The sequence below is a fragment of the Bacillus sp. KICET-1 genome (genome assembly GCF_027721405.1).
GTDB lineage: Bacteria > Bacillota > Bacilli > Bacillales > Bacillaceae > Bacillus > Bacillus velezensis.
On record NZ_CP113515.1, the window covers coordinates 1,425,141 to 1,445,338 of the forward strand.

23 protein-coding genes are annotated in these 20,198 nt (G+C 44.3%); 21 read left to right on the plus strand and 2 right to left on the minus strand.

What is annotated here, in order from left to right; all coding sequences use genetic code 11:
• Nucleotides 1–13: 13 nt before the first annotated feature.
• On the minus strand, nt 14–1,207 hold the full coding sequence (locus OVA33_RS07295; RefSeq protein WP_128974134.1) for an LCP family protein: 1,194 nt from the start codon (nt 1,205–1,207) through the stop codon (nt 14–16).
• Nucleotides 1,208–1,211: 4 nt separating this feature from the next.
• Nucleotides 1,212–1,859 carry a YigZ family protein gene (locus tag OVA33_RS07300; RefSeq protein ID WP_060657503.1) on the minus strand — a complete coding sequence of 216 codons (648 nt, stop codon included), beginning with the start codon at nt 1,857–1,859 and terminating at the stop codon, nt 1,212–1,214.
• Nucleotides 1,860–2,081: 222 nt separating this feature from the next.
• Here OVA33_RS07300 and degS point away from each other — a divergent pair, with 222 nt between their 5' ends.
• The 21 genes from degS (at nt 2,082) to secA (ending at nt 20,129) form a co-directional block, all read left to right on the plus strand.
• A complete protein-coding gene (degS, locus tag OVA33_RS07305) occupies nt 2,082–3,245 on the plus strand; it encodes a two-component sensor histidine kinase DegS (RefSeq protein WP_003151385.1) in 1,164 nt (387 codons plus the stop codon).
• A 76-nt stretch (nt 3,246–3,321) separates the two neighbouring features.
• Nucleotides 3,322–4,011 (plus strand): two-component system response regulator DegU, encoded by a 690-nt coding sequence (gene degU, locus OVA33_RS07310; protein WP_270777843.1) that lies wholly within the window; start codon nt 3,322–3,324, stop codon nt 4,009–4,011.
• A gap of 97 nt (nt 4,012–4,108) precedes the next feature.
• Complete coding sequence (locus OVA33_RS07315) at nt 4,109–4,957, plus strand: DegV family protein (RefSeq protein WP_003151387.1); 849 nt, start codon at nt 4,109–4,111, stop codon at nt 4,955–4,957.
• 107 nt (nt 4,958–5,064) lie between these two features.
• On the plus strand, nt 5,065–6,450 hold the full coding sequence (locus OVA33_RS07320; RefSeq protein WP_063636495.1) for an ATP-dependent helicase ComFA: 1,386 nt from the start codon (nt 5,065–5,067) through the stop codon (nt 6,448–6,450).
• Between the two features lie 57 nt (nt 6,451–6,507).
• On the plus strand, nt 6,508–6,792 hold the full coding sequence (locus OVA33_RS07325; RefSeq protein WP_022553866.1) for a late competence protein ComFB: 285 nt from the start codon (nt 6,508–6,510) through the stop codon (nt 6,790–6,792).
• A gap of 5 nt (nt 6,793–6,797) precedes the next feature.
• Nucleotides 6,798–7,487: a phosphoribosyltransferase family protein gene (locus tag OVA33_RS07330; protein WP_199803302.1), complete on the plus strand. Its 690-nt coding sequence runs from the start codon at nt 6,798–6,800 to the stop codon at nt 7,485–7,487.
• Nucleotides 7,488–7,560: 73 nt separating this feature from the next.
• Entirely contained in the window at nt 7,561–7,980 is a 420-nt protein-coding gene (locus OVA33_RS07335; protein ID WP_014419009.1) for a TIGR03826 family flagellar region protein, read from the plus strand.
• Between the two features lie 69 nt (nt 7,981–8,049).
• Nucleotides 8,050–8,316 carry a flagellar biosynthesis anti-sigma factor FlgM gene (gene flgM, locus OVA33_RS07340; RefSeq protein ID WP_003151393.1) on the plus strand — a complete coding sequence of 89 codons (267 nt, stop codon included), beginning with the start codon at nt 8,050–8,052 and terminating at the stop codon, nt 8,314–8,316.
• A gap of 14 nt (nt 8,317–8,330) precedes the next feature.
• Nucleotides 8,331–8,813, plus strand: coding sequence for a flagellar protein FlgN (locus OVA33_RS07345; RefSeq protein WP_022553865.1), 483 nt, complete (start codon nt 8,331–8,333; stop codon nt 8,811–8,813).
• A gap of 15 nt (nt 8,814–8,828) precedes the next feature.
• Nucleotides 8,829–10,346: a flagellar hook-associated protein FlgK gene (gene flgK, locus OVA33_RS07350; RefSeq protein WP_014419008.1), complete on the plus strand. Its 1,518-nt coding sequence runs from the start codon at nt 8,829–8,831 to the stop codon at nt 10,344–10,346.
• An 11-nt stretch (nt 10,347–10,357) separates the two neighbouring features.
• Nucleotides 10,358–11,275: a flagellar hook-associated protein FlgL gene (flgL, locus tag OVA33_RS07355; protein ID WP_007407477.1), complete on the plus strand. Its 918-nt coding sequence runs from the start codon at nt 10,358–10,360 to the stop codon at nt 11,273–11,275.
• A gap of 90 nt (nt 11,276–11,365) precedes the next feature.
• Nucleotides 11,366–11,935, plus strand: a complete 570-nt coding sequence (locus OVA33_RS07360; RefSeq protein ID WP_017418818.1) for a DUF6470 family protein — start codon at nt 11,366–11,368, stop codon at nt 11,933–11,935.
• A 29-nt stretch (nt 11,936–11,964) separates the two neighbouring features.
• Nucleotides 11,965–12,396 (plus strand): flagellar assembly protein FliW, encoded by a 432-nt coding sequence (fliW, locus tag OVA33_RS07365; RefSeq protein ID WP_007407475.1) that lies wholly within the window; start codon nt 11,965–11,967, stop codon nt 12,394–12,396.
• Nucleotides 12,390–12,614 (plus strand): carbon storage regulator CsrA, encoded by a 225-nt coding sequence (csrA, locus tag OVA33_RS07370; protein WP_003151402.1) that lies wholly within the window; start codon nt 12,390–12,392, stop codon nt 12,612–12,614. Before fliW ends, csrA begins: the two co-directional genes overlap by 7 nt.
• A gap of 143 nt (nt 12,615–12,757) precedes the next feature.
• Nucleotides 12,758–13,753: a flagellin N-terminal helical domain-containing protein gene (locus OVA33_RS07375; RefSeq protein ID WP_017418819.1), complete on the plus strand. Its 996-nt coding sequence runs from the start codon at nt 12,758–12,760 to the stop codon at nt 13,751–13,753.
• A 250-nt stretch (nt 13,754–14,003) separates the two neighbouring features.
• Complete coding sequence (locus OVA33_RS07380) at nt 14,004–15,524, plus strand: flagellar hook-associated protein 2 (RefSeq protein ID WP_025649348.1); 1,521 nt, start codon at nt 14,004–14,006, stop codon at nt 15,522–15,524.
• A 19-nt stretch (nt 15,525–15,543) separates the two neighbouring features.
• Complete coding sequence (fliS, locus tag OVA33_RS07385; RefSeq protein WP_003151407.1) at nt 15,544–15,945, plus strand: flagellar export chaperone FliS; 402 nt, start codon at nt 15,544–15,546, stop codon at nt 15,943–15,945.
• The gene (gene fliT, locus OVA33_RS07390; protein ID WP_014419003.1) at nt 15,945–16,289 is read left to right on the plus strand and encodes a flagella biosynthesis regulatory protein FliT; all 345 of its coding nucleotides are present in this window, start codon (nt 15,945–15,947) and stop codon (nt 16,287–16,289) included. Before fliS ends, fliT begins: the two co-directional genes overlap by 1 nt.
• Before the next feature lie 9 nt (nt 16,290–16,298).
• Entirely contained in the window at nt 16,299–16,676 is a 378-nt protein-coding gene (locus OVA33_RS07395) for a DUF8042 domain-containing protein (RefSeq protein ID WP_017418821.1), read from the plus strand.
• Nucleotides 16,677–16,870: 194 nt separating this feature from the next.
• The gene (gene hpf, locus OVA33_RS07400) at nt 16,871–17,437 is read left to right on the plus strand and encodes a ribosome hibernation-promoting factor, HPF/YfiA family (protein ID WP_003151413.1); all 567 of its coding nucleotides are present in this window, start codon (nt 16,871–16,873) and stop codon (nt 17,435–17,437) included.
• Nucleotides 17,438–17,603: 166 nt separating this feature from the next.
• Nucleotides 17,604–20,129 carry a preprotein translocase subunit SecA gene (gene secA, locus OVA33_RS07405; RefSeq protein ID WP_017418822.1) on the plus strand — a complete coding sequence of 842 codons (2,526 nt, stop codon included), beginning with the start codon at nt 17,604–17,606 and terminating at the stop codon, nt 20,127–20,129.
• The last annotated feature ends 69 nt before the right edge of the window (nt 20,130–20,198 follow it).

A 20,198-nucleotide genomic window follows, 5' to 3' on the forward strand; every position in this document is an offset into this window, starting at 1 on the left:
ATCGGGTTTACTCTTAATAGCCTGTTGTGCCGCCGGACTGTGTGCTGTCCGTACCGTTTGCACCAGCAGTACCGTTGGTTGAATCGGTTGTGCCGCCTGTTCCTGTGCCGCCGGAAGTTGAATCGGTTGTGCCGTCTGTTCCCGTGCTGTCGGAAGTCGAATCAGTCGTACTGTCCGTTCCCGTGCTGCTTCCGGATGGGTAATCCAGATGTTTCTGCAATTCCTGCCGTACTTTTTCGAGATTGGTCGGATCAGGCTGGAAATAATACGTTCCGCCCGTAGACGCGGTTCCGCCGCCGCCTAAATATAAATCTGATCCTGTTATAGTCAGTGTATCAATCTTTTTGCTGGTAAAGCCGCTGTAAATCTGCTGAAGGGCGAGTCCTTCAGTGATTCGGATATTCGTTTGTACATTATTGCTCGCTGTTTCAGCGATTTTATCAATTTTAGCAATATTTCCAGCTCTGGACATTTGGTCGATCAGTGCGTTTAAGATTTGCTTTTGGCGGTCATTCCGGCCGAAGTCTCCGCGCTTATCCTGTTTTCTCATCCGCGCGTAAGCCAAAGCCTGCTCACCGTTCAAATGCATGTTTCCTTTCTTGAAATAGATCCGTTTCTTTTTACTGACGTCACTCATCTCGTCGAAGTCAAACGGCACTTTTACATCGACCCCGCCTACTTCATCAATAACATCCTTAAAGCCATTGAAGTCGACAGTGACATACTTATCAATCGGTATGCCTAATAAGTCTTCGACGGTTGAGACGGTTTCATCCGCTCCGCCCTTAGCAAAAGCCGCATTGATTTTTGATTTTTTACCGGTTGTGTCGCCGGCAAGCGTCACCCGCGTATCACGCGGAATACTCAGCATTTTCATTGTTTTATTTCTCGGATCAAGGGTAACGACAATAAGAGAATCTGATCGTCCGCCTTTTCCGCTGGTGGCATAATTTTCGATCCCCATAAACAAAATGGAGAACGGTTTTTTCTTCATATTGATGACTTTATCCCGCAATTTTGATTTGTCTCCGCGGGAAAGGGCATCATATGCATTATCTGCCGCATTGATCGTTTTGTATACTTTGTATCCGCCAAATCCGGCAGCGACTAACAAAACGAGAGTAAGCAGCAGCAAAATCCGTTTGAATATGATCTTTCGTTTGCTTTTCTTTTTCTTTCGAACACGCACTCTTACACGTTCAGCCATTACATTAGTCTCCTTTAGGGCTGACGTCTGTTTCTAAATACGTCAGTTCTCCCTCTGTATTCTTACTCTTGCCGTTCGTCAGTTCTGTCATCCATTTTAGAAACGCTTCTTTGTCTTTTTCTTCAACGTACGTTTCAAATTCGACATGATCCGCATAATGGATATCTTTCAGTAAAAAAACTGATTCTCTCAGTTCGTTCTCTATCTTGCCGAGCCACGTATAATCCGCTGATGTATGCATAATCCGCATCAGCTTCCGCTCCGTAACTCCTATATGATTTAAGCCTTCAGACACTGACTTCCCATATGCACGAATCAATCCGCCTGCACCGAGCTTTATTCCGCCGAAATACCGGGTAACCACCGCGCAGGTATCTTTCAGACCTCGTTTTTTCAGCACTTCCAGCATGGGGACGCCGGCTGTGCCGCTTGGTTCTCCGTCATCATTGGCCTTTTGTATATGGTCGGTTTCGCCGATCAGATAAGCTGAGCAGTTATGAGTCGCATTCCAGTGCTGTTTTTTTATCTTTTGTATAAATTCCTGCGCTTCCTCTTCAGAAGCAGCACGGCTCAGGTGACAGATAAAACGTGATTTTTCAATCACAATCTCATGTTCACCCGCTTCTTTAACAGTTAAATAGCTGTGCAGCATGATTGCTGGACCCTCCTGACAAGCATTAAAAGACTTGTTTCTACAAATTCGAACAGACTTTAGAATTTTTGCGCATATTTTGGTATCATGAAAGAGTAAGATACTATATAAAAATGTTTTTTTCTAGAATATACGCATTCTTTCATTATAATTCGACATAAATTGCAGTTCAATTACATTTATAATAAAAATACATAACAACACCGTTACGGAGGGAGACAGATGAATAAATCGAAGATGGACTCCAAAGTTTTGGATTCTATACTTATGAAAATGCTGAAAACCGTGGACGGGAGCAAGGACGAGGTTTTTCAAATCGGAGAGCAGTCGCGCCAGCAATATGAGCAGCTGGTTGAAGAACTCAAACAGATCAAACAGCAGGTGTACGAAGTCATTGAGCTGGGCGACAAACTTGAAGTTCATACGCGGCACGCACGAAACCGCTTGTCTGAAGTAAGCAGAAATTTCCATAAGTTCAGCGAAGAAGAAATTCGCAACGCCTATGAAAAGGCGCACAAACTTCAAGTGGAACTGACGATGATCCAGCAGCGTGAAAAGCAGCTGCGGGAGCGCAGAGATGATTTAGAACGCCGGCTTTTGGGGCTTCAGGAAATCATTGAACGGTCAGAATCATTGGTCAGCCAAATAACCGTCGTTCTGAATTACCTGAATCAAGACCTTCGCCAAGTAGGGCTTCTTCTTGCCGATGCGCAGGCTAAACAAGATTTCGGTTTAAGAATCATTGAAGCCCAAGAGGAAGAAAGAAAAAGAGTTTCCAGAGAAATTCATGACGGTCCCGCGCAGATGCTGGCAAATGTCATGATGAGATCGGAATTAATTGAACGGATCTTCCGCGACCGCGGCACGGAGGACGGATTTCAGGAAATCAGAAATCTTCGGCAGAATGTGCGGAATGCCCTTTACGAAGTCAGAAGGATTATATATGATTTAAGACCGATGGCATTGGACGATCTCGGGCTGATTCCGACACTGAGAAAATATCTTTATACAACTGAAGAATACAACGGAAAGGTGAAAATACATTTTCAGTGTATCGGAGACACGGAGAACAAAAGGCTTGCCCCGCAATTTGAAGTGGCGCTTTTCCGTCTCGCTCAGGAAGCCGTCACAAATGCACTCAAGCATTCAGAATCAGAGGAAATAACAGTAAAAGTGGAAGTAACCGCTGATTTTGTCGTCCTTATCATTAAGGACAACGGAAAAGGCTTTGATATTAAGGATGCTAAACAGAAGAAAAACAAGTCATTCGGCTTGCTGGGAATGAAAGAAAGAGTAGATCTGCTTGAAGGAACGATAACGATAGACTCTAAAATAGGTCTTGGGACATTTATCATGATTAAGGTTCCGTTATCTCTCGGCCTATAATTTGTTAAATAGAGCCAAAAGACATATTGACCGAACAGCGGCGTATATAGAACAATAGGATAAGGAGGCGTAGCGTGTGACTAAAGTAAATATTGTTATTATCGACGACCATCAACTATTCCGTGAGGGTGTAAAAAGAATATTGGATTTTGAACCTACCTTTGAAGTGGTAGCAGAAGGTGACGATGGAGATGAGGCGGCTCGAATCGTCGAGCATTATCATCCCGATGTTGTCATAATGGACATCAATATGCCGAATGTAAATGGAGTAGAGGCTACTAAACAGCTTGTTGAGCTGTACCCTGAATCTAAGGTGATTATCCTCTCCATCCATGATGATGAAAACTATGTGACTCATGCTTTAAAAACAGGTGCAAGAGGCTATCTCCTGAAAGAGATGGACGCAGATACTTTAATCGAAGCAGTGAAAGTGGTAGCCGAGGGAGGTTCTTACCTTCACCCGAAAGTAACCCACAATCTTGTCAACGAATTCCGCCGTCTTGCGACAAGCGGAGTTTCTGCTCATCCTCAGCATGAGGTTTATCCGGAAATCCGGAGACCATTACATATATTAACGAGACGGGAATGTGAAGTGCTGCAAATGCTTGCAGACGGAAAAAGCAACCGCGGAATCGGTGAATCATTGTTTATCAGTGAGAAAACAGTGAAAAATCATGTGAGTAATATTTTGCAGAAAATGAACGTTAATGACCGTACACAAGCCGTTGTCGTGGTCATTAAAAACGGCTGGGTAGAGATGCGTTAGCCATGTGTGAGAAGACTTGCCTGTTAAGGCAAGTCTTTTTTTACAGCTGCATATCTATTAAAATACTTATTAAGTACTTAATAAGGCAGGTAAAGTGATGAAGATTGCAGTTGTAACAGACAGTACAGCATATATTCCGAAAGAGATGAGAGAAGAACATCATATTCATATGATCCCTCTCCAAGTGGTTTTCGGTGAAAAAACATTCCGCGAAGAAACAGAACTCGACTGGAGAAGTTTTTATAAAGAAGTAAAAAATCATGATGAGCTGCCGACTACGTCCCAGCCTTCTTTCGGTGAATTAATCGCATTATACGAAGAACTGGGCAAAACATATGACGCAGTCATAAGCATACATTTGTCCAGCGGAATCAGCGGAACTTATAACAGCGCCGCCTCGGCAAACACTATGGTTGATCATATTAAAGTTTATCCCTTTGATTCAGAGATCAGCTGTTTGGCACAAGGTTTTTATGCATTAAAGGCAGCACAGCTCATTAAAGACGGTGTTGACTCACCGGAAGAGATTATAAAAGAGCTGGAAGAAATGAAAAAAACAGTCCGTGCGTATTTTATGGTGGACGATTTATCACACCTCCAGCGGGGCGGGCGTCTAAGCAGTGCTCAGGCTTTTATCGGCGGTCTGTTAAAGGTAAAGCCTATTCTTCATTTTGACAATAAGGTAATTGTTCCTTTTGAGAAGATTCGGACACGCAAAAAAGCGATTTCGAGAATTTTTGAGCTGTTTGGGGAGGATGCAAGTAAAGGAATCCCGATGCGGGCAGCTGTCATCCATGCAAACAGGGAAGAAGAAGCGGCGGATATTATACAGGAGTTAAGCGGTAAATATCCTCATGTCGAATTCTATAACAGCTATTTCGGTGCCGTGATCGGAACCCATTTGGGCGAAGGCGCCATCGGAATCGGCTGGTGCTTTAAAAACTAAGTGAAAATCTCCGTTTTCAAGGGCGGAGATTTTTTTATTATTAAGTTTTCGTGATTCGACAAAAAAATTCCCGGCAGGCATACTTTGAGCAGAAAGGAGGCAGGGAGATGTCCGAAGGTGCTTCAGAATTTTCAGAGGTGCGGGATTTCTTTTACGGCCGGCATTTATTGAGATCTGAGATACCGTTCTCAGACCAGCGTATCAAGCGTTTTACAGAAAAAGAATATATAACGGCCGAGCCGTCAATCATCCGCCGGAAAAACCGTTACGTCTGCCAACGATGCGGTCAGTCTGATCAAGCCAGCTTTGCGGCATTTTGGGCGCCCTCTGCCAAAAGGCAGATTACCTATTGCCGTGCCTGTGTCATGATGGGAAGGGCTGATGAACTGACATCATTATATTCTTGGAATCAAACCCCTGAAAACAGCTGGGAGCCTGTAAAGCTTTCTTGGGAAGGAACACTGACAGACGGACAGAAGCGGGCGGCTGCCGCGCTTACAGATGCGATAAAAGAGAGACAAGAGCTTTTAGTATGGGCGGTTTGCGGATCAGGGAAAACAGAGATGCTGTTTCCGGGTATCGAGTTTGCGCTGAATCACGGTTTGCGCGTTTGTGTCGCAACTCCGCGTACAGATGTCGTACTTGAACTGCTGCCGAGACTGAATAAAGCATTTGAGAAAGTCGAAGTTTCTGCTTTGTACGGCGGCAGCGAGGACAAAGGCCGCTTGACTCCGCTGATGATTTCAACCGCTCACCAGCTGATGCGCTACCGAGACATTTTTGATGTCATGATAATAGATGAAGTAGATGCGTTTCCTTTTTCAGCCGATGAGACATTAAGATTCGCTGTTGATAAAGCGAGGAAGAAAAACAGCGCCCTTGTTTATGTAACGGCGACTCCTTCAGACACATTAAAAAAGAAGGCTGAAGCCGGTTTGCTGAAAAGCGTCCGCATACCGGCCAGATATCATCGGAAACCCCTCCCGGAGCCGCGTTTTTTGTGGTGCGGCAATTGGAAGAAGAAGCTTCAGAAAGGAAAACTGCCGCGCTCTGTAACGGATTGGGTCCGCCAAAAACTTCAATTACAGCTGCCGGTTTTCTTATTCGTCCCGTCTGTACACGTATTGAAAAAGACAACGGATTATTTTCGGAAATTAAACATACGGGCAGAAGGCGTACATGCGGAAGACACATTCAGAAAGGATAAAGTGAAACGATTCAGAGACGGCCGGCTTGACCTGCTGGTAACGACTACGATTTTAGAAAGAGGGGTTACCGTGCCCAAAGTTCAGACATGTGTCCTCGGCGCAGAAGCACCTATCTTTACTGAGAGCGCGCTCGTACAGATCGCGGGCAGAACGGGAAGGCATTATAAACATTTCAGCGGTGATGTCGTCATGTTTCATTTCGGAATTACAAACGGAATGAAAAAAGCAAAAAAACATATAGAACATATGAACAAATTGGCACAAAAAAGTAAATTGTTGGACTAGTTAATTTCAGAAAACGTGATACAGTATACTCATACTTTCCTATGAGGAGCTGTCAGCATGCTTGTCAATTCTAAAGAAATCATATTAAAGGAACTTCTCGACCGCTATATGCCTAAGCTTCATATGAAATGCACATGCCGGGTATGCAAAAATGATGTACTGGCACTTTCACTAAACCGGGCTGAACCGGCATATGTTACAGATAAAAAGAAAGTTGCTTATGCAAAAGCAGAGATAGTTGATAAACAGAAAAATACGGCGCTGCTTGTCATTCTGGCTGAATCAGCGGCGATTGTTTCGGTTAATCCAAGCGAGTTCTGTGAAACTCGGGAAGGAGCGTAATATCTCTGAATTGTTTATTGTGTGACTCACCAATTTCAAGTTCATTGACTTGGAGATCTCTGTTTTCTCTGGCGCCCGAGCAAGAGATATGCAGCATATGCAGCAGCCAATTCGAAAAAATTGAAGGTCCCGTATGCAGTATATGCGGGAGGCCTCGGGAGTCAAATGAAAAATGCGCTGATTGTGCGGCCCGGGAATCAAAAACGGAAAAGCGCTTTTTGCTGCGGCAAAACCGTTCGGTATATTTGTATAATGATGCGATGAAGGACTCATTGGCCCGGTTTAAATTCAGGGGTGATGCGAAAATCATTCAAGCATTTGAACGTGACTTTGCTGCCGGCTTTAAAGCGGCATATCCATCAAATACACATACTCTCATCCCTATTCCGCTGAGCGGCGAACGGCTGGCGGAACGCGGATTCAATCAATCCGAGCTGCTGGCCTCTCTGCTCGGAATGCCCGTCATTTTCCCCCTCATCCGACTGAACAATGAAAAACAATCCAAAAAGAGCAAAACAGAAAGGCTGTCCGCAGAAAAAAAGTTTTCAGCAGCCGAAAACTCCGCCGAAGGTATGAACGTCATCTTAATAGACGATATTTATACGACGGGCGCCACACTGCATCAAGCCGCCGAAGTCCTGCTGACAGCGGGTAAAGCGTCATCGGTCTCCTCTTTTACTTTAATCAGGAGCTAAATCATTCTTTTTTTCTGCCGATATAATTGATAGAAATATAAGGCAGATTAAAGAAGGAATAGGAGTTAATACGATGGGTGAATTGGCGAATTGTCCAAAATGCAATGCTTTATTTTTTAAAACGAACCTGCAGACCGTGTGCCAGGCATGTATTAAAGAAGAAGAAAAAGCATTTGAAACCGTCTATAAATTTTTGAGAAAGCAGATCAACAGACAGTCGACGATGCAGCAGATCACTGAGGAAACAGGTGTGGATGAAGAGCTGATCCTCAAGTTTATCAAACAAAAAAGGATTCAGATCAGCCAGCTTCCAAATTTGGCATATCCTTGCGAAAGGTGCGGAAATCCAATCAGGACGGGGAAATTTTGCAAGTCCTGTCAGACAGATATTGAGTCGCAATTAGATCATATGAACCAAAAAACAGCCGCTGAATTCGATGAAAAAAACAGTACAAAAGACACATACTATGCCTATAATACCAAAAACACCTGATTCCCTAAACTAACTGATAACGCAGTCGATAAAAGAATTAGACTGCGAACAGAAAGCGAGAGGAATCCTATGAAAATCAATCAGTACGGAACACAATCCGTTAATCCATACCAAAAAAATTACGAAAAGCAAGCCGTACAAAAAGAGGCTGCAAAGCCGAAGGACAAAGTGGAAATTTCTTCTCATGCAAAAGAGCTTCAAAATGCGTCAGATGCGGTCACTAAAACACGTCAGGAAAAAATCGCTCAGCTTAAAGCGGATATAGAGAGCGGAACATATAAAATAGATTCAAACAGCATCGCTGAAAACATAGTGAATTTCTATAAAAAGCAATAAAAAGGAGAAAGCCAATGTCAGCAAAGCCAATTATTGATCAACTGAGGCGACTTTGCGCACTGCATGAACATCTGCTCACGCTGTCTGAGGAGAAAACGGAAGCGCTGAAAGCAGGTAAAACAAAAGAGCTCTCCAACATATTGACCAAAGAGCAAAAGTATATTCAGGCAATCGGACAGACTGAGGAAGAACGAATCAGGTTAACTTCTCAGTTTCTCAGCCGCGGTGAGGACAATACAATTGCTGCATGCATCTCCAGAACTTCAGGCAGTGAAAAACAGGAGCTTGAAGGGTTATTTCACTCTTTGTCTGCGCTTCTTGACCGTCTGAAAGAAGTGAATGAGATGAACAAACAGCTCACGATTCAGGCTTTACAATTCATCTCCGGGGCATTCGATATGATCATGCCGGGTGAAAAAGAGAATATGAATTATAAAGAGCCGCAAGCGGCGCGCAAGCCTGTCAGCCGTTTGACATTATTCGATTCAAAAGCTTAGAACGGAGGATTTTCAATGCCATCGACTTTTATGGGGCTCGAAACAGCAAGGCGTGCATTGAGTGCGCAGCAGACTGCATTGAGCACAGTTTCAAATAACGTTGCAAATGCAAATACAGAAGGATATACGAGGCAGCGCGTCACATTACAATCGACGAGCCCTTATCCCGCAGTATCAAAAAACAGTGATCTGACGGCCGGCCAAATCGGAACAGGAGTAAAAGCCGGTTCAGTTGAGCGCGTCAGAGACAGTTTTTTAGACTATCAGTACAGAACTGAAAATACAAAATTAGGGTACTATACAGCCCGTTCCAATTCATTGTCGCAAATGGAAGGCGTCATGAAAGAGCTTGACGATAACGGATTAAACGGATCGCTCAGTTCGTTTTGGAATGCCCTTCAGGATCTGGCGACGAATCCGGAAAATACGGGAGCGCGCTCAGTTTTGCAGGAGCAGGGGAAATCTCTTGCCGAAAGTTTTAACTATATATCTACCTCTTTGACTAACATTCAGGGTGATATTAAAAAGAACCTGGATAACACAGCGGATCAGGTCAATTCCATTCTCAATCAGCTGAATGACCTTAACAATCAAATAGCGGCAGTTGAGCCGAGCGGTATGCTCCCTAATGATTTGTATGACCAAAGAGACAGATTGATTGATCAATTATCTTCTATGGCAAATATAAAAGTTTCATATAATAAGTCGGGCGGACATGCCTTGGCGACTGCTGAGGGCACGGTTAACGTCGAATTGCTGAACGGGAACAACAATTCTCTCGGTACGCTGCTCGACGGTAACACAAAAACAGTTTCAGAAATGAAAATCAACTACGACAAGGACAGCGGCCTCGTGTCGAGTGTGTCAGTCGGCAGCAGTACGGTCAACGCGGATGCATTTACCGGTAAAGGCTCACTTTTAGGTCTTATTGAATCATACGGCTATATGTCAAATGGAGAAGAAAAAGGTCTTTATCCTGAAATGCTGACGGCTCTTGACAATATGGCACTATCCTTTGCTGACGCGTTTAATGCAGTTCATGAAAAAGGGAAGACCTATACAGGCGAACAGGGTGCAGCATTTTTTGATTTCAGCGGTGATGAAGCGGTGCCGGCAAAAGGTGCGGCAGCGAAAATAAAAGTCAGTGACAAAATTCTTGCGTCTACTGATAATATCGCAGCGTCGTTAAACGGAGAAAAAAGTGACGGCACAAACGCGACAAATCTTGCAGCCGTACAGAACAGCAAGCTGACTATTAACGGTGAAACCACTACAATTAATGACTTTTATGAATCCCTTATCGGAAAGCTGGGCGTTAATTCACAAAAAGCGGCCAATCTTATGAACAACTCTGAAAGCAACACCCTTTCAGCCGATGAACGGAGACAATCAGTCAGTGCAGTTTCTTTAGATGAAGAAATGACAAATATGATTCAGTTTCAGCACGCTTATAATGCGGCTGCGCGGATCATAACGATGCAGGATGAAATATTCGATAAAATTATTAACGGTATGGGCACCGGAGGAAGATAGGAGATAAGTAAATGAGAGTAACTCAAGGGATGATCGCAAAAAATTCTCTTCGATTTATCGGCTCAAGTTATGACAAGCTCGATCGGCTTCAGCAGCAAGTATCTACGGGGAAAAAAATCACGAAAGCTTCTGATGATCCGGTCGTTGCAATGAAGGGAATGCAGTACCGTACTCAGCTTGCGCAGGTAAACCAGTATCAGCGGAATGTTTCGCAAGGCTTTACATGGCTGGAAAACTCGGAATCAAGCGTAAACTCGGAAACGGATATTATGGGGAAAATCCGGGACTTGATGGTTCAGGCGAAAAGTGATTCGAACGGTGAAACAGAATTGAAAGCAATCGGTACAGAAATCGGCCAGCTGAAAAAGCAGCTCGTTTCTGTCGCGAATACTCAGGTAAACGGACGTTATCTGTTTAACGGAACAAATTCTGACGTCCCGCCGATCACTGAAAATGCCGACGGCACATATACGTACAACTATGAGAATTATACCGGTGCTTCGGATGTTAACATCAACATCTCAAACGGAGCAGTGCTTAAAGTGAATTCTGATCCAAACTCAGCTTTCGGAGGCGTCGCACAAAATGGAGATAATGTATTTGAATTTCTCAACTCCTTAGAAGCTTCTTTAAGCAAAGGCACGCTGTCCGAAGCAGATTCAGATCAAATTCTGTCAGATATTGACGGTTTTACTGATAAAATGAATGCTGAAAAATCCAATATCGGCGCACGCACAAACCGATTGGAACTCATTCAGACAAGATTGGAATCACAAGCGGCAACCGCTGAAAAAGTATTGTCCGATAATGAAGATGTAGAAATGGAAGATGTAATTGTTGATTATTTATCTCAACAGACGGTTCATAGAGCAGCGCTGTCAGTGAATGCGAATATCATCCAGCCGTCACTGATTGACTTTCTGAAATAATATAACTGACCGTCTTCAATATATAAAAAAGCGACTCACACCAGGGAGATCGCTTTTTTTACTAAAATACTATAAACAGGGGGGATCTCTGTGCAGATACCGAGATTGATTATTGACAGTGTGCCTGCTAAAATCGGTATAACCTTTCAAAAGGAAGAAATCGAGATGGAACAGCCGCCCGCTGACTTGGAAATCGAGCAGCCGCCGGCAGAGCTGAACATTGAAAGCACGCCGGCCAAACTGACGATTGACCAGACGAGGGCGTGGGAGAACTTGAATCTCAAATCATTTGAAAAGCTGAACGCTGAAGCCGCCCAAAAAGGTGCGGAAGCCTGCAGCGAGTTTATTGCCAAAACAGTCAGGGAAGGGAAGGAAATGGCGGCTATCGAAAAGAAAACGGGCAATGTGATGGCCCGGCAGGCAGCAGATGTCAGTCCGCCCGATCCATTCGGCGAATTCAGCGACTTTCTGCCTGCGCAGTTTCTCGTCGACATTGACTGCATTCCTTCAAAGCTTACGATTGATATTGAAGCCCGCAAACCTTCAATTGAAGCAGCCGTCAATAAACCTGTATGGAATTATACGCCGGGGAAAGTTCAGATTGATATGATGCAAGACCCTAAGGTGACGATTTCGGTTGACGATGGCAACGCAGAATAAAAGATGAAAGTGGTAAAGGATTGTGAAGCATGATAATTAAAACAAAATATCACGGAGAAATCAGAATAGACGAAGGGCAGATTATCTCATTTGAAAACGGCCTGCCGGGATTTAATGACGAGACTCAATTTGTTGTTCTTCCTTTGTCGGAAGATTCACCGTTTTTGGCGCTGCAGTCTGTGAAACAGGAGCATATCGCCTTTATTGTCGCCAGTCCGTTTATTTTCTTTAAAGGGTACGAATTTGACATTGACCATGCGACGCTTGAGCTTTTGCATATTGAAGATATAGAGGACGTCGAAGTGATGGCGATTTTAACGCTGGAAGAGCCTTTTGAAAACACGACCGCCAATTTAAAAGCGCCGATTATCGTCAATAAAAAGGAAATGAAGGCGAAACAAATCATTTTACATGATGCTTCCTATGAAACAAAACATCTGATAGGAGGAGGATCATGCTAGTTCTCTCAAGAAAAGTGAATGAGTCCATTCAGATCGGGCCGGATATTGAAATAAAGGTGATCGCAATCGAAGGAGAGCAAGTGAAGCTGGGAATTGAAGCGCCTCAGCACGTAGATATTCATCGGAAAGAAATCTACTTGTCGATCCTGGAAGAGAACAACAGAGCCGTATCTTTTAATACTGATTTATTACTTAACCTATCCTCACAAAAAAAGTGAGGATTTTTTTATTTTCAATATAAACAATAGAAGCGGCCATCCGATATATATAGTGTAGCCAATGAGAGGAAAAATTTTCTTCAGAATGACGCTGCGCAAATGCACAAGGACGTGCGAAAAACAATTCAGGGAGGAAATACAAAATGAGAATCAACCACAATATCGCGGCTCTTAACACTAGCCGTCAGCTGAATGCAGGTTCAAACTCTGCTGCAAAAAACATGGAAAAATTATCTTCAGGTCTTCGCATCAACCGCGCTGGTGATGACGCTGCGGGTCTTGCGATCTCTGAAAAAATGCGTTCTCAAATCCGCGGTTTAGACATGGCTTCTAAAAACGCTCAAGACGGAATCTCTCTTATCCAAACATCTGAGGGTGCATTGAACGAAACTCACAGCATTCTTCAGCGTATGAGCGAGCTTGCTACACAAGCGGCAAACGATACAAACACAGATTCTGACCGTTCTGAGCTTCAAAAAGAGATGGATCAATTATCATCTGAAGTAACAAGAATCTCTACTGACACTGAGTTCAACACGAAGAAACTTCTTGACGGAACTGCAAAAGATCTTACGTTCCAAATCGGAGCTAACGAAGGTCAAACCATGACTTTGTCTATCAATAAAATGGACTCTGAAAGCCTGAATGTTGGTACGACTTATACAGCTCAAGCTGATGGAACACTTAAATCAGGTGATGGAAATAGCACTGCTACTTGGGCAGATGAAGAAGTAACAGACGGTAAAGTTACAAAAGAAGCTGGTTATTATGATGATAAAGGTGCTCTAGTAGGAAGTGAAAAACTAGAAGAAGGCGAAAAGTTATCTAAAGGTATCGACATCTCTTCTTCAGCTAAAGCTGCGTCTTCAGCTCTTACAACAATCAAAACAGCTATCGACACAGTATCTAGCGAGCGCGCTAAACTTGGTGCGGTTCAAAACCGTTTAGAGCACACAATCAACAACCTTGGTACTTCTTCTGAGAACCTGACTTCTGCTGAATCACGTATCCGTGACGTAGACATGGCTTCTGAGATGATGGAGTACACGAAAAACAACATCCTTACTCAGGCTTCTCAAGCTATGCTTGCGCAAGCTAACCAACAGCCTCAGCAAGTTCTTCAATTGCTGAAAGGTTAATGACGGAAAGATCCTGGTTCTCCAGGGTCTTTTTTTTATTTCTTCAGCTATCTCCCCCTTCAGCAAGCCAAAGAACCCTATTGACAAAATGAAACGTTATAATTTGCAGTTAAATTATTGAAAACCTTATAATCTGACCGATATAAGAATAAGATCATACATTTATGGAGCTGTGATATGATAAACAGTCGGAAACTCACTGTTGTCATAGAGCCGTCTACGACTAAACGCCGAAAAGGAGAGGGTACATATGGTCACAAGAATCACAGGCCTTAATTCCGGTCTTGATGTAGATTCTCTGGTGAAAAAAATGATGGATGCCGAAAAGCAGCCGCTTAATAAATTAAACCAGCAAAAGCAGACGCTTGAATGGAAGCGCGATGCTTATCGGGAAATGAATACCCAGATTGCCGACATGTATTCTACTACATTTAATAATATGCTGATGTCTACAAACTGGAATAAAAAAACAGTAACAAGTTCGGATTCCAGTGTCAGCGCGACGGCCGTCAGTGCTGAACAGAATATTTCAACGAGCATGTCTGTACAGCAGCTGGCTACGCCGACGACTTATAAATCATCGGGGGCCATCAATTTCACTTCGGGTCAGGGCCAAACATTGAAATTCAATGTCACAAATCCGGGTGAAACGAAGCCGACTGAGGTAAACGTCACGATCGCCGCAACCGATACGATTGACGATGTCATTTCCAAACTGAACAGCTCGGGTCTCGGAGTGACGGCTTTAAAAGAGAAAATTTCCAACGGCACGGATTATGTGGATACGATTGCGTTCACTTCCAATAAAACGGGGGAAGGATTTACCCTTGCCGCAGGTGATGACGCAACCAAAAGCTTTCTGAAAGATCAGCTCGGTTTTGCCGTTGATGATGCAACAAATGAACTGACGGCCAATGCCGAAGGGAAAAACGCGAAGTTTACGTTCAACGGGCTTGAAATGACCAAAACGTCCAATAACTTTACGATCAACGGCATCAAATACACGCTGAACAGCGTGACGGACAGCAATAAAACGGTTACGATTAACAGCACGACTGATACGGACGGCATTTTTGACAACATTAAAGATTTCGTTGATAAATACAATACGTTAATTAAAAGTGTAAACGAGAAGGCGTCGGAATCAAAATACCGTGATTATAAGCCGCTAACCGATGAACAAAGAGAAGCGATGACCGATAAGCAGATTGAGCAGTGGGAAGCAAAGGCCAAAAGCGGTTTATTACGGAGCGACAGCACGCTGCAGAACGGTTTGGCGGAGATGCGGCTTGATCTGTACTCAACGGTTACGATTGACGGGAAAAAATATCAGCTTGCAGATTTCGGAATTGAGACGTCTGATAGTTATACGGATCAAGGAAAGCTTGTCATTAAAGACGAAGCGAAACTGAAACAGAAAATTACCGAGAATCCTGCTCTCGTGGCTAAACTGTTTAATGCAGACAGCCCTGATACAGCGAAAACCAAAAACCCGGAGGAACAGGGGATTGCCCGGAGATTAAAAGACACATTAAACAAAATGCAGACTCAAATTTCAAAACAGGCGGGTACGGAAAGCTCGGTATCAACCAGCTTTGCCATCGGAAAAAGCCTGAATGAAATAGAAACAAATATTTCCAATATGAAAACGAAGCTGGATGATATCGAAACGAGATATTATAAAAAGTTCAGCGCACTGGATACGGCATTGGAGAAATTGAACAGCCAATCTTCATATCTCACGTCAATGTTAGGATCTTCAACATCATAACCTTGGAGGTTTTATAAAAATGGCAATAAATAATCCTTTTGCTGCTTATCAGCAGACATCCGTCTTTACAGCCGCTCCGGAAGAGCTGACCCTTATGCTTTATAACGGCTGCCTGCGATTCATTAAGCTGGCAAGGCAGGCGATGAAGCAAAACAACCTTGAAGCCAAAAATGAAAATATCGTAAAGGCGCAAAACATCATTCAAGAGCTCAGCATCACCTTAAACCGGGAGATTGAGATTTCCGAGCAGATGTCATCCATTTATGATTACATCCGCCGCCGGCTGATCGACGCGAACGTGCAGAATAACGGAGAGTTTTTAGATGAAGCGGAAAAGCTCGTTACTGAATTTCGCGACACGTGGAAGCAGGCCATGCAGAGTGAACGGAAAAACAGCCATGGCGCGGGCGGCCTTGCCTGATGAACAGCAATGTCTTTGCTTTGTATAACGAAACGAAGAACATGTACGCCGCGCTGAAGGACGCCCCGGAAAGCGACAGTCTTATCAGCAGCGTTACGGCATTTACGGAGAAAAGGGAGGAGATGCTTGCGGGCATAAAGCCGCCTTTTTCCGAAGAAGAAAAAACGCTGCTTCAGCAGGTGGCCGCGATGGACCGCCTGATTACCGGCGAAGTGAAACGGATTCAGGATGGTATCCGAAATGAAATAAAAACGCTTAAGAAAAAACGAATCTACCATAATACGTATTTCAATCCGTATCATCAAACGACAAGTGACGGCCGTTATTACGACAAACGCAAATAGGTGAGTGTTTTGAGAAGTTTGAACGATTACCATTTGGTGTCAGCCTATTACCAGCTTCTTTTTACGATTGATGAGGGGCTTTGCTACCTGTTGGACACGCAGGATGATTTTTTTAAGACGGAGGGCGAGCGGATTTACAACGATTTGATTCAGGCTTTTTTTCATCTCGATTCCTCTCATGCGCTTCTGCTGTCTATCATTGAGTGCCGATGCGTGGAGACGGCGATCCGCTCATTTGACGACATCTTTCAGGATTTCAGCATGTTAAATGATTATGATTTCCCGTCCGCCCCTTTTCAGGAGTTTTTAAAAACCATCTTTCTGCCGCATTATAAGCTGTGGATGGAGCAGACGCACGACTGCATCAAACCGTATGTTCTTCACTAGACCTGCTGCAAGCGGCAGGTCTTTTGCCTGCGTCCTCTGCATATACTTATAATCCTGCCGGAAGCTGCGGGATAAAACCGACACCATTCGTCATCGTTCACCGAATTTACACATTATTTTAACGTTTCAGCAGGGATCAGAAGGGGTAAAAGAGAAATAGTTACATATCCTTAGATAAAGGGAGGCGTTCTTTGATGAACTACAATATCAGAGGAGAAAACATTGAGGTTACACCTGCGTTAAAGGATCATGTGGAGAGAAAAATCGGCAAGCTGGAACGATATTTCGAGCAGAGCGTCAATGCCGATGTGAACGTCAACTTGAAATTCTATAATGATAAGGAATCCAAAGTTGAAGTCACCATTCCGATGACTGATCTGGCGCTTCGTTCCGAAGTGCATAACGAGGATATGTACAATGCAATTGATCTCGCAACAAACAAGCTGGAACGTCAAATCCGAAAGCACAAAACAAAAGTCAACCGAAAATTCCGCGAGCAGGGTCTTCCGAAACATTATTTCGAGAACGGCAGCGCTGCTGATACGGGCGTAGCGGTTCAGGACGAAATTGAAGATGACAGCCCGGAAATTGTCCGTCAAAAGCGTTTTAATTTAAAACCGATGGATAATGAAGAAGCGATTCTCCAAATGAATATGCTCGGACATAATTTCTTCGTATTCACCAACGCGGAGACGAATCTCACAAATGTCGTTTACCGCAGAAATGACGGCAAATACGGATTAATTGAACCGACTGAATAAACCCACCCAGCCTTCCGTGAACGCGCGGAAGGTTTTTCTCTATCTTTATCTGCAAATTCTTTGGAAATAGCAAAAGGTATGTTATGATAATGAGAGGTATACATGGACAGAAAATTATCATTTATTCCATGCAAAATCTGCATGTGAACATAGAGGAGCGTTATAGATGCTTGGGATTTTAAATAAAATGTTTGATCCGACCAAACGTGCGCTGAACAAATACGAAAAAATAGCGAATGACATTGATGCTGTAAAAGGAGATTATGAAAATCTCTCTGACGATGCGCTTAAACAAAAAACGGCAGAATTTAAAGAGCGGCTTGAAAAAGGAGAAACGACGGATGACCTTCTTGTCGAAGCGTTTGCCGTCGTTCGTGAAGCTTCCCGCCGCGTAACCGGCATGTTCCCGTTTAAAGTGCAGCTGATGGGGGGCCTTGCCCTTCATGAGGGGAATATCGCAGAAATGAAAACAGGGGAAGGGAAAACGCTGACGTCCACCCTTCCGGTATATTTAAACGCGTTGACGGGAAAAGGCGTTCACATCGTAACGGTCAACGAATATCTGGCAAGCCGTGATGCCCAGCAAATGGGAGAAATTTTTGCGTTTCTCGGGCTTACAGTCGGCCTGAATCTGAATTCGTTGTCAAAAGACGAAAAACGCGAAGCTTACGCGGCCGATATCACATATTCAACGAATAATGAACTCGGCTTTGATTATTTGCGTGACAACATGGTGCTTTATAAAGAACAAATGGTGCAGCGCCCGCTTCATTTTGCTGTTATTGATGAAGTCGATTCCATTTTAGTCGATGAAGCGAGAACGCCATTGATTATTTCCGGACAAGCTCAGAAGTCCACAAAACTGTACGTGCAGGCAAATGCGTTTGTCCGCACACTCAAGCAAGATCAGGATTATACGTATGACGTCAAAACGAAGGGCGTTCAGCTGACGGAAGAAGGAATGACGAAGGCTGAAAAAACGTTCGGCATCGACAACCTGTTTGATGTCAAAAACGTGGCGTTGAACCACCATATCAACCAGGCTTTAAAAGCCCATGCGGCGATGCAGAAAGACGTGGATTATGTTGTTGAGGACGGCCAGGTCGTCATCGTCGATTCCTTCACCGGCCGTCTGATGAAAGGACGCCGCTACAGCGAAGGCCTTCACCAGGCGATTGAAGCGAAAGAAGGCCTGGAGATTCAAAATGAAAGCATGACTCTGGCGACGATTACGTTCCAAAACTATTTCCGTATGTATGAAAAGCTTGCCGGCATGACCGGTACCGCAAAAACGGAAGAGGAAGAATTCCGCAATATTTATAACATGCAGGTTGTGTCCATTCCGACCAACCAGCCGGTCATCCGTGACGACCGTCCGGACTTGATCTACCGCTCAATGGAAGGGAAATTCAAGGCGGTGGCGGAGGATGTCGCCCAGCGCTACATGACCGGACAGCCCGTTCTTGTCGGTACGGTTGCCGTTGAAACATCTGAATTGATTTCTAAACTTCTGAAGAATAAAGGAATTCCGCATCAGGTGCTGAACGCGAAAAACCATGAGCGTGAAGCTCAGATCATTGAAGAAGCGGGACAAAAAGGCGCTGTCACAATTGCGACCAACATGGCAGGACGCGGAACCGACATTAAACTCGGTGAAGGCGTAAAAGAGCTTGGCGGCCTTGCAGTCGTCGGTACGGAACGCCACGAATCCCGCCGGATTGACAACCAGCTCCGCGGACGTTCAGGGCGTCAGGGAGACCCGGGTATCACACAATTTTATCTTTCAATGGAAGATGAATTGATGCGCCGTTTCGGAGCTGAACGGACGATGGCGATGCTTGACCGGTTCGGTATGGATGACTCCACGCCGATTCAGAGCAAAATGGTGTCACGCGCCGTGGAATCGTCTCAAAAACGTGTCGAAGGAAACAACTTCGATTCACGTAAACAGCTTCTTCAATATGACGACGTGCTCCGTCAGCAGCGCGAAGTCATTTACAAGCAGCGTTTTGAAGTCATTGACTCTGAAAACCTGCGTGACATTGTGGAAGGCATGATCAAGTCTTCACTGGAGCGTGCAATTGCCGCTTATACGCCGAAAGAGGAGCTTCCGGAAGAATGGAATCTTGACGGCCTCGTGGAGCTTGTGAATACAACGTATCTTGATGAAGGCGCGCTTGAAAAGAGCGATATCTTCGGAAAAGAACCGGATGAAATGCACGAGATGATCATGGATCGCATCATGACAAAATATAATGAAAAAGAAGAGAATTTCGGCACAGAGCAGATGCGTGAATTCGAAAAAGTCATCGTCTTGCGTGCCGTCGATTCAAAATGGATGGATCATATTGATGCGATGGATCAGCTGCGTCAAGGGATTCACCTTCGCGCCTATGCGCAGACAAATCCGCTGCGTGAATACCAAATGGAAGGTTTCGCTATGTTTGAGCACATGATTGAGTCCATTGAGGACGAGGTTGCGAAATTCGTCATGAAGGCCGAGATTGAAAGCAATCTGGAACGCGAAGAAGTTGTTCAGGGCCAAACGACGGCTCACCAGCCGCAGGACGGCGATGAGGCCAAACAAGCGAAAAAAGCGCCGGTGCGCAAAGTCGTAGATATCGGACGCAACGCGCCTTGCCATTGCGGAAGCGGAAAAAAATATAAAAATTGCTGCGGCCGGACAGAATAGTCACGACTGTATGCATCGAACATGACCGGGTCTGCGTCTTATGGCGCCCCGGATCTTTTAATGAGGTGA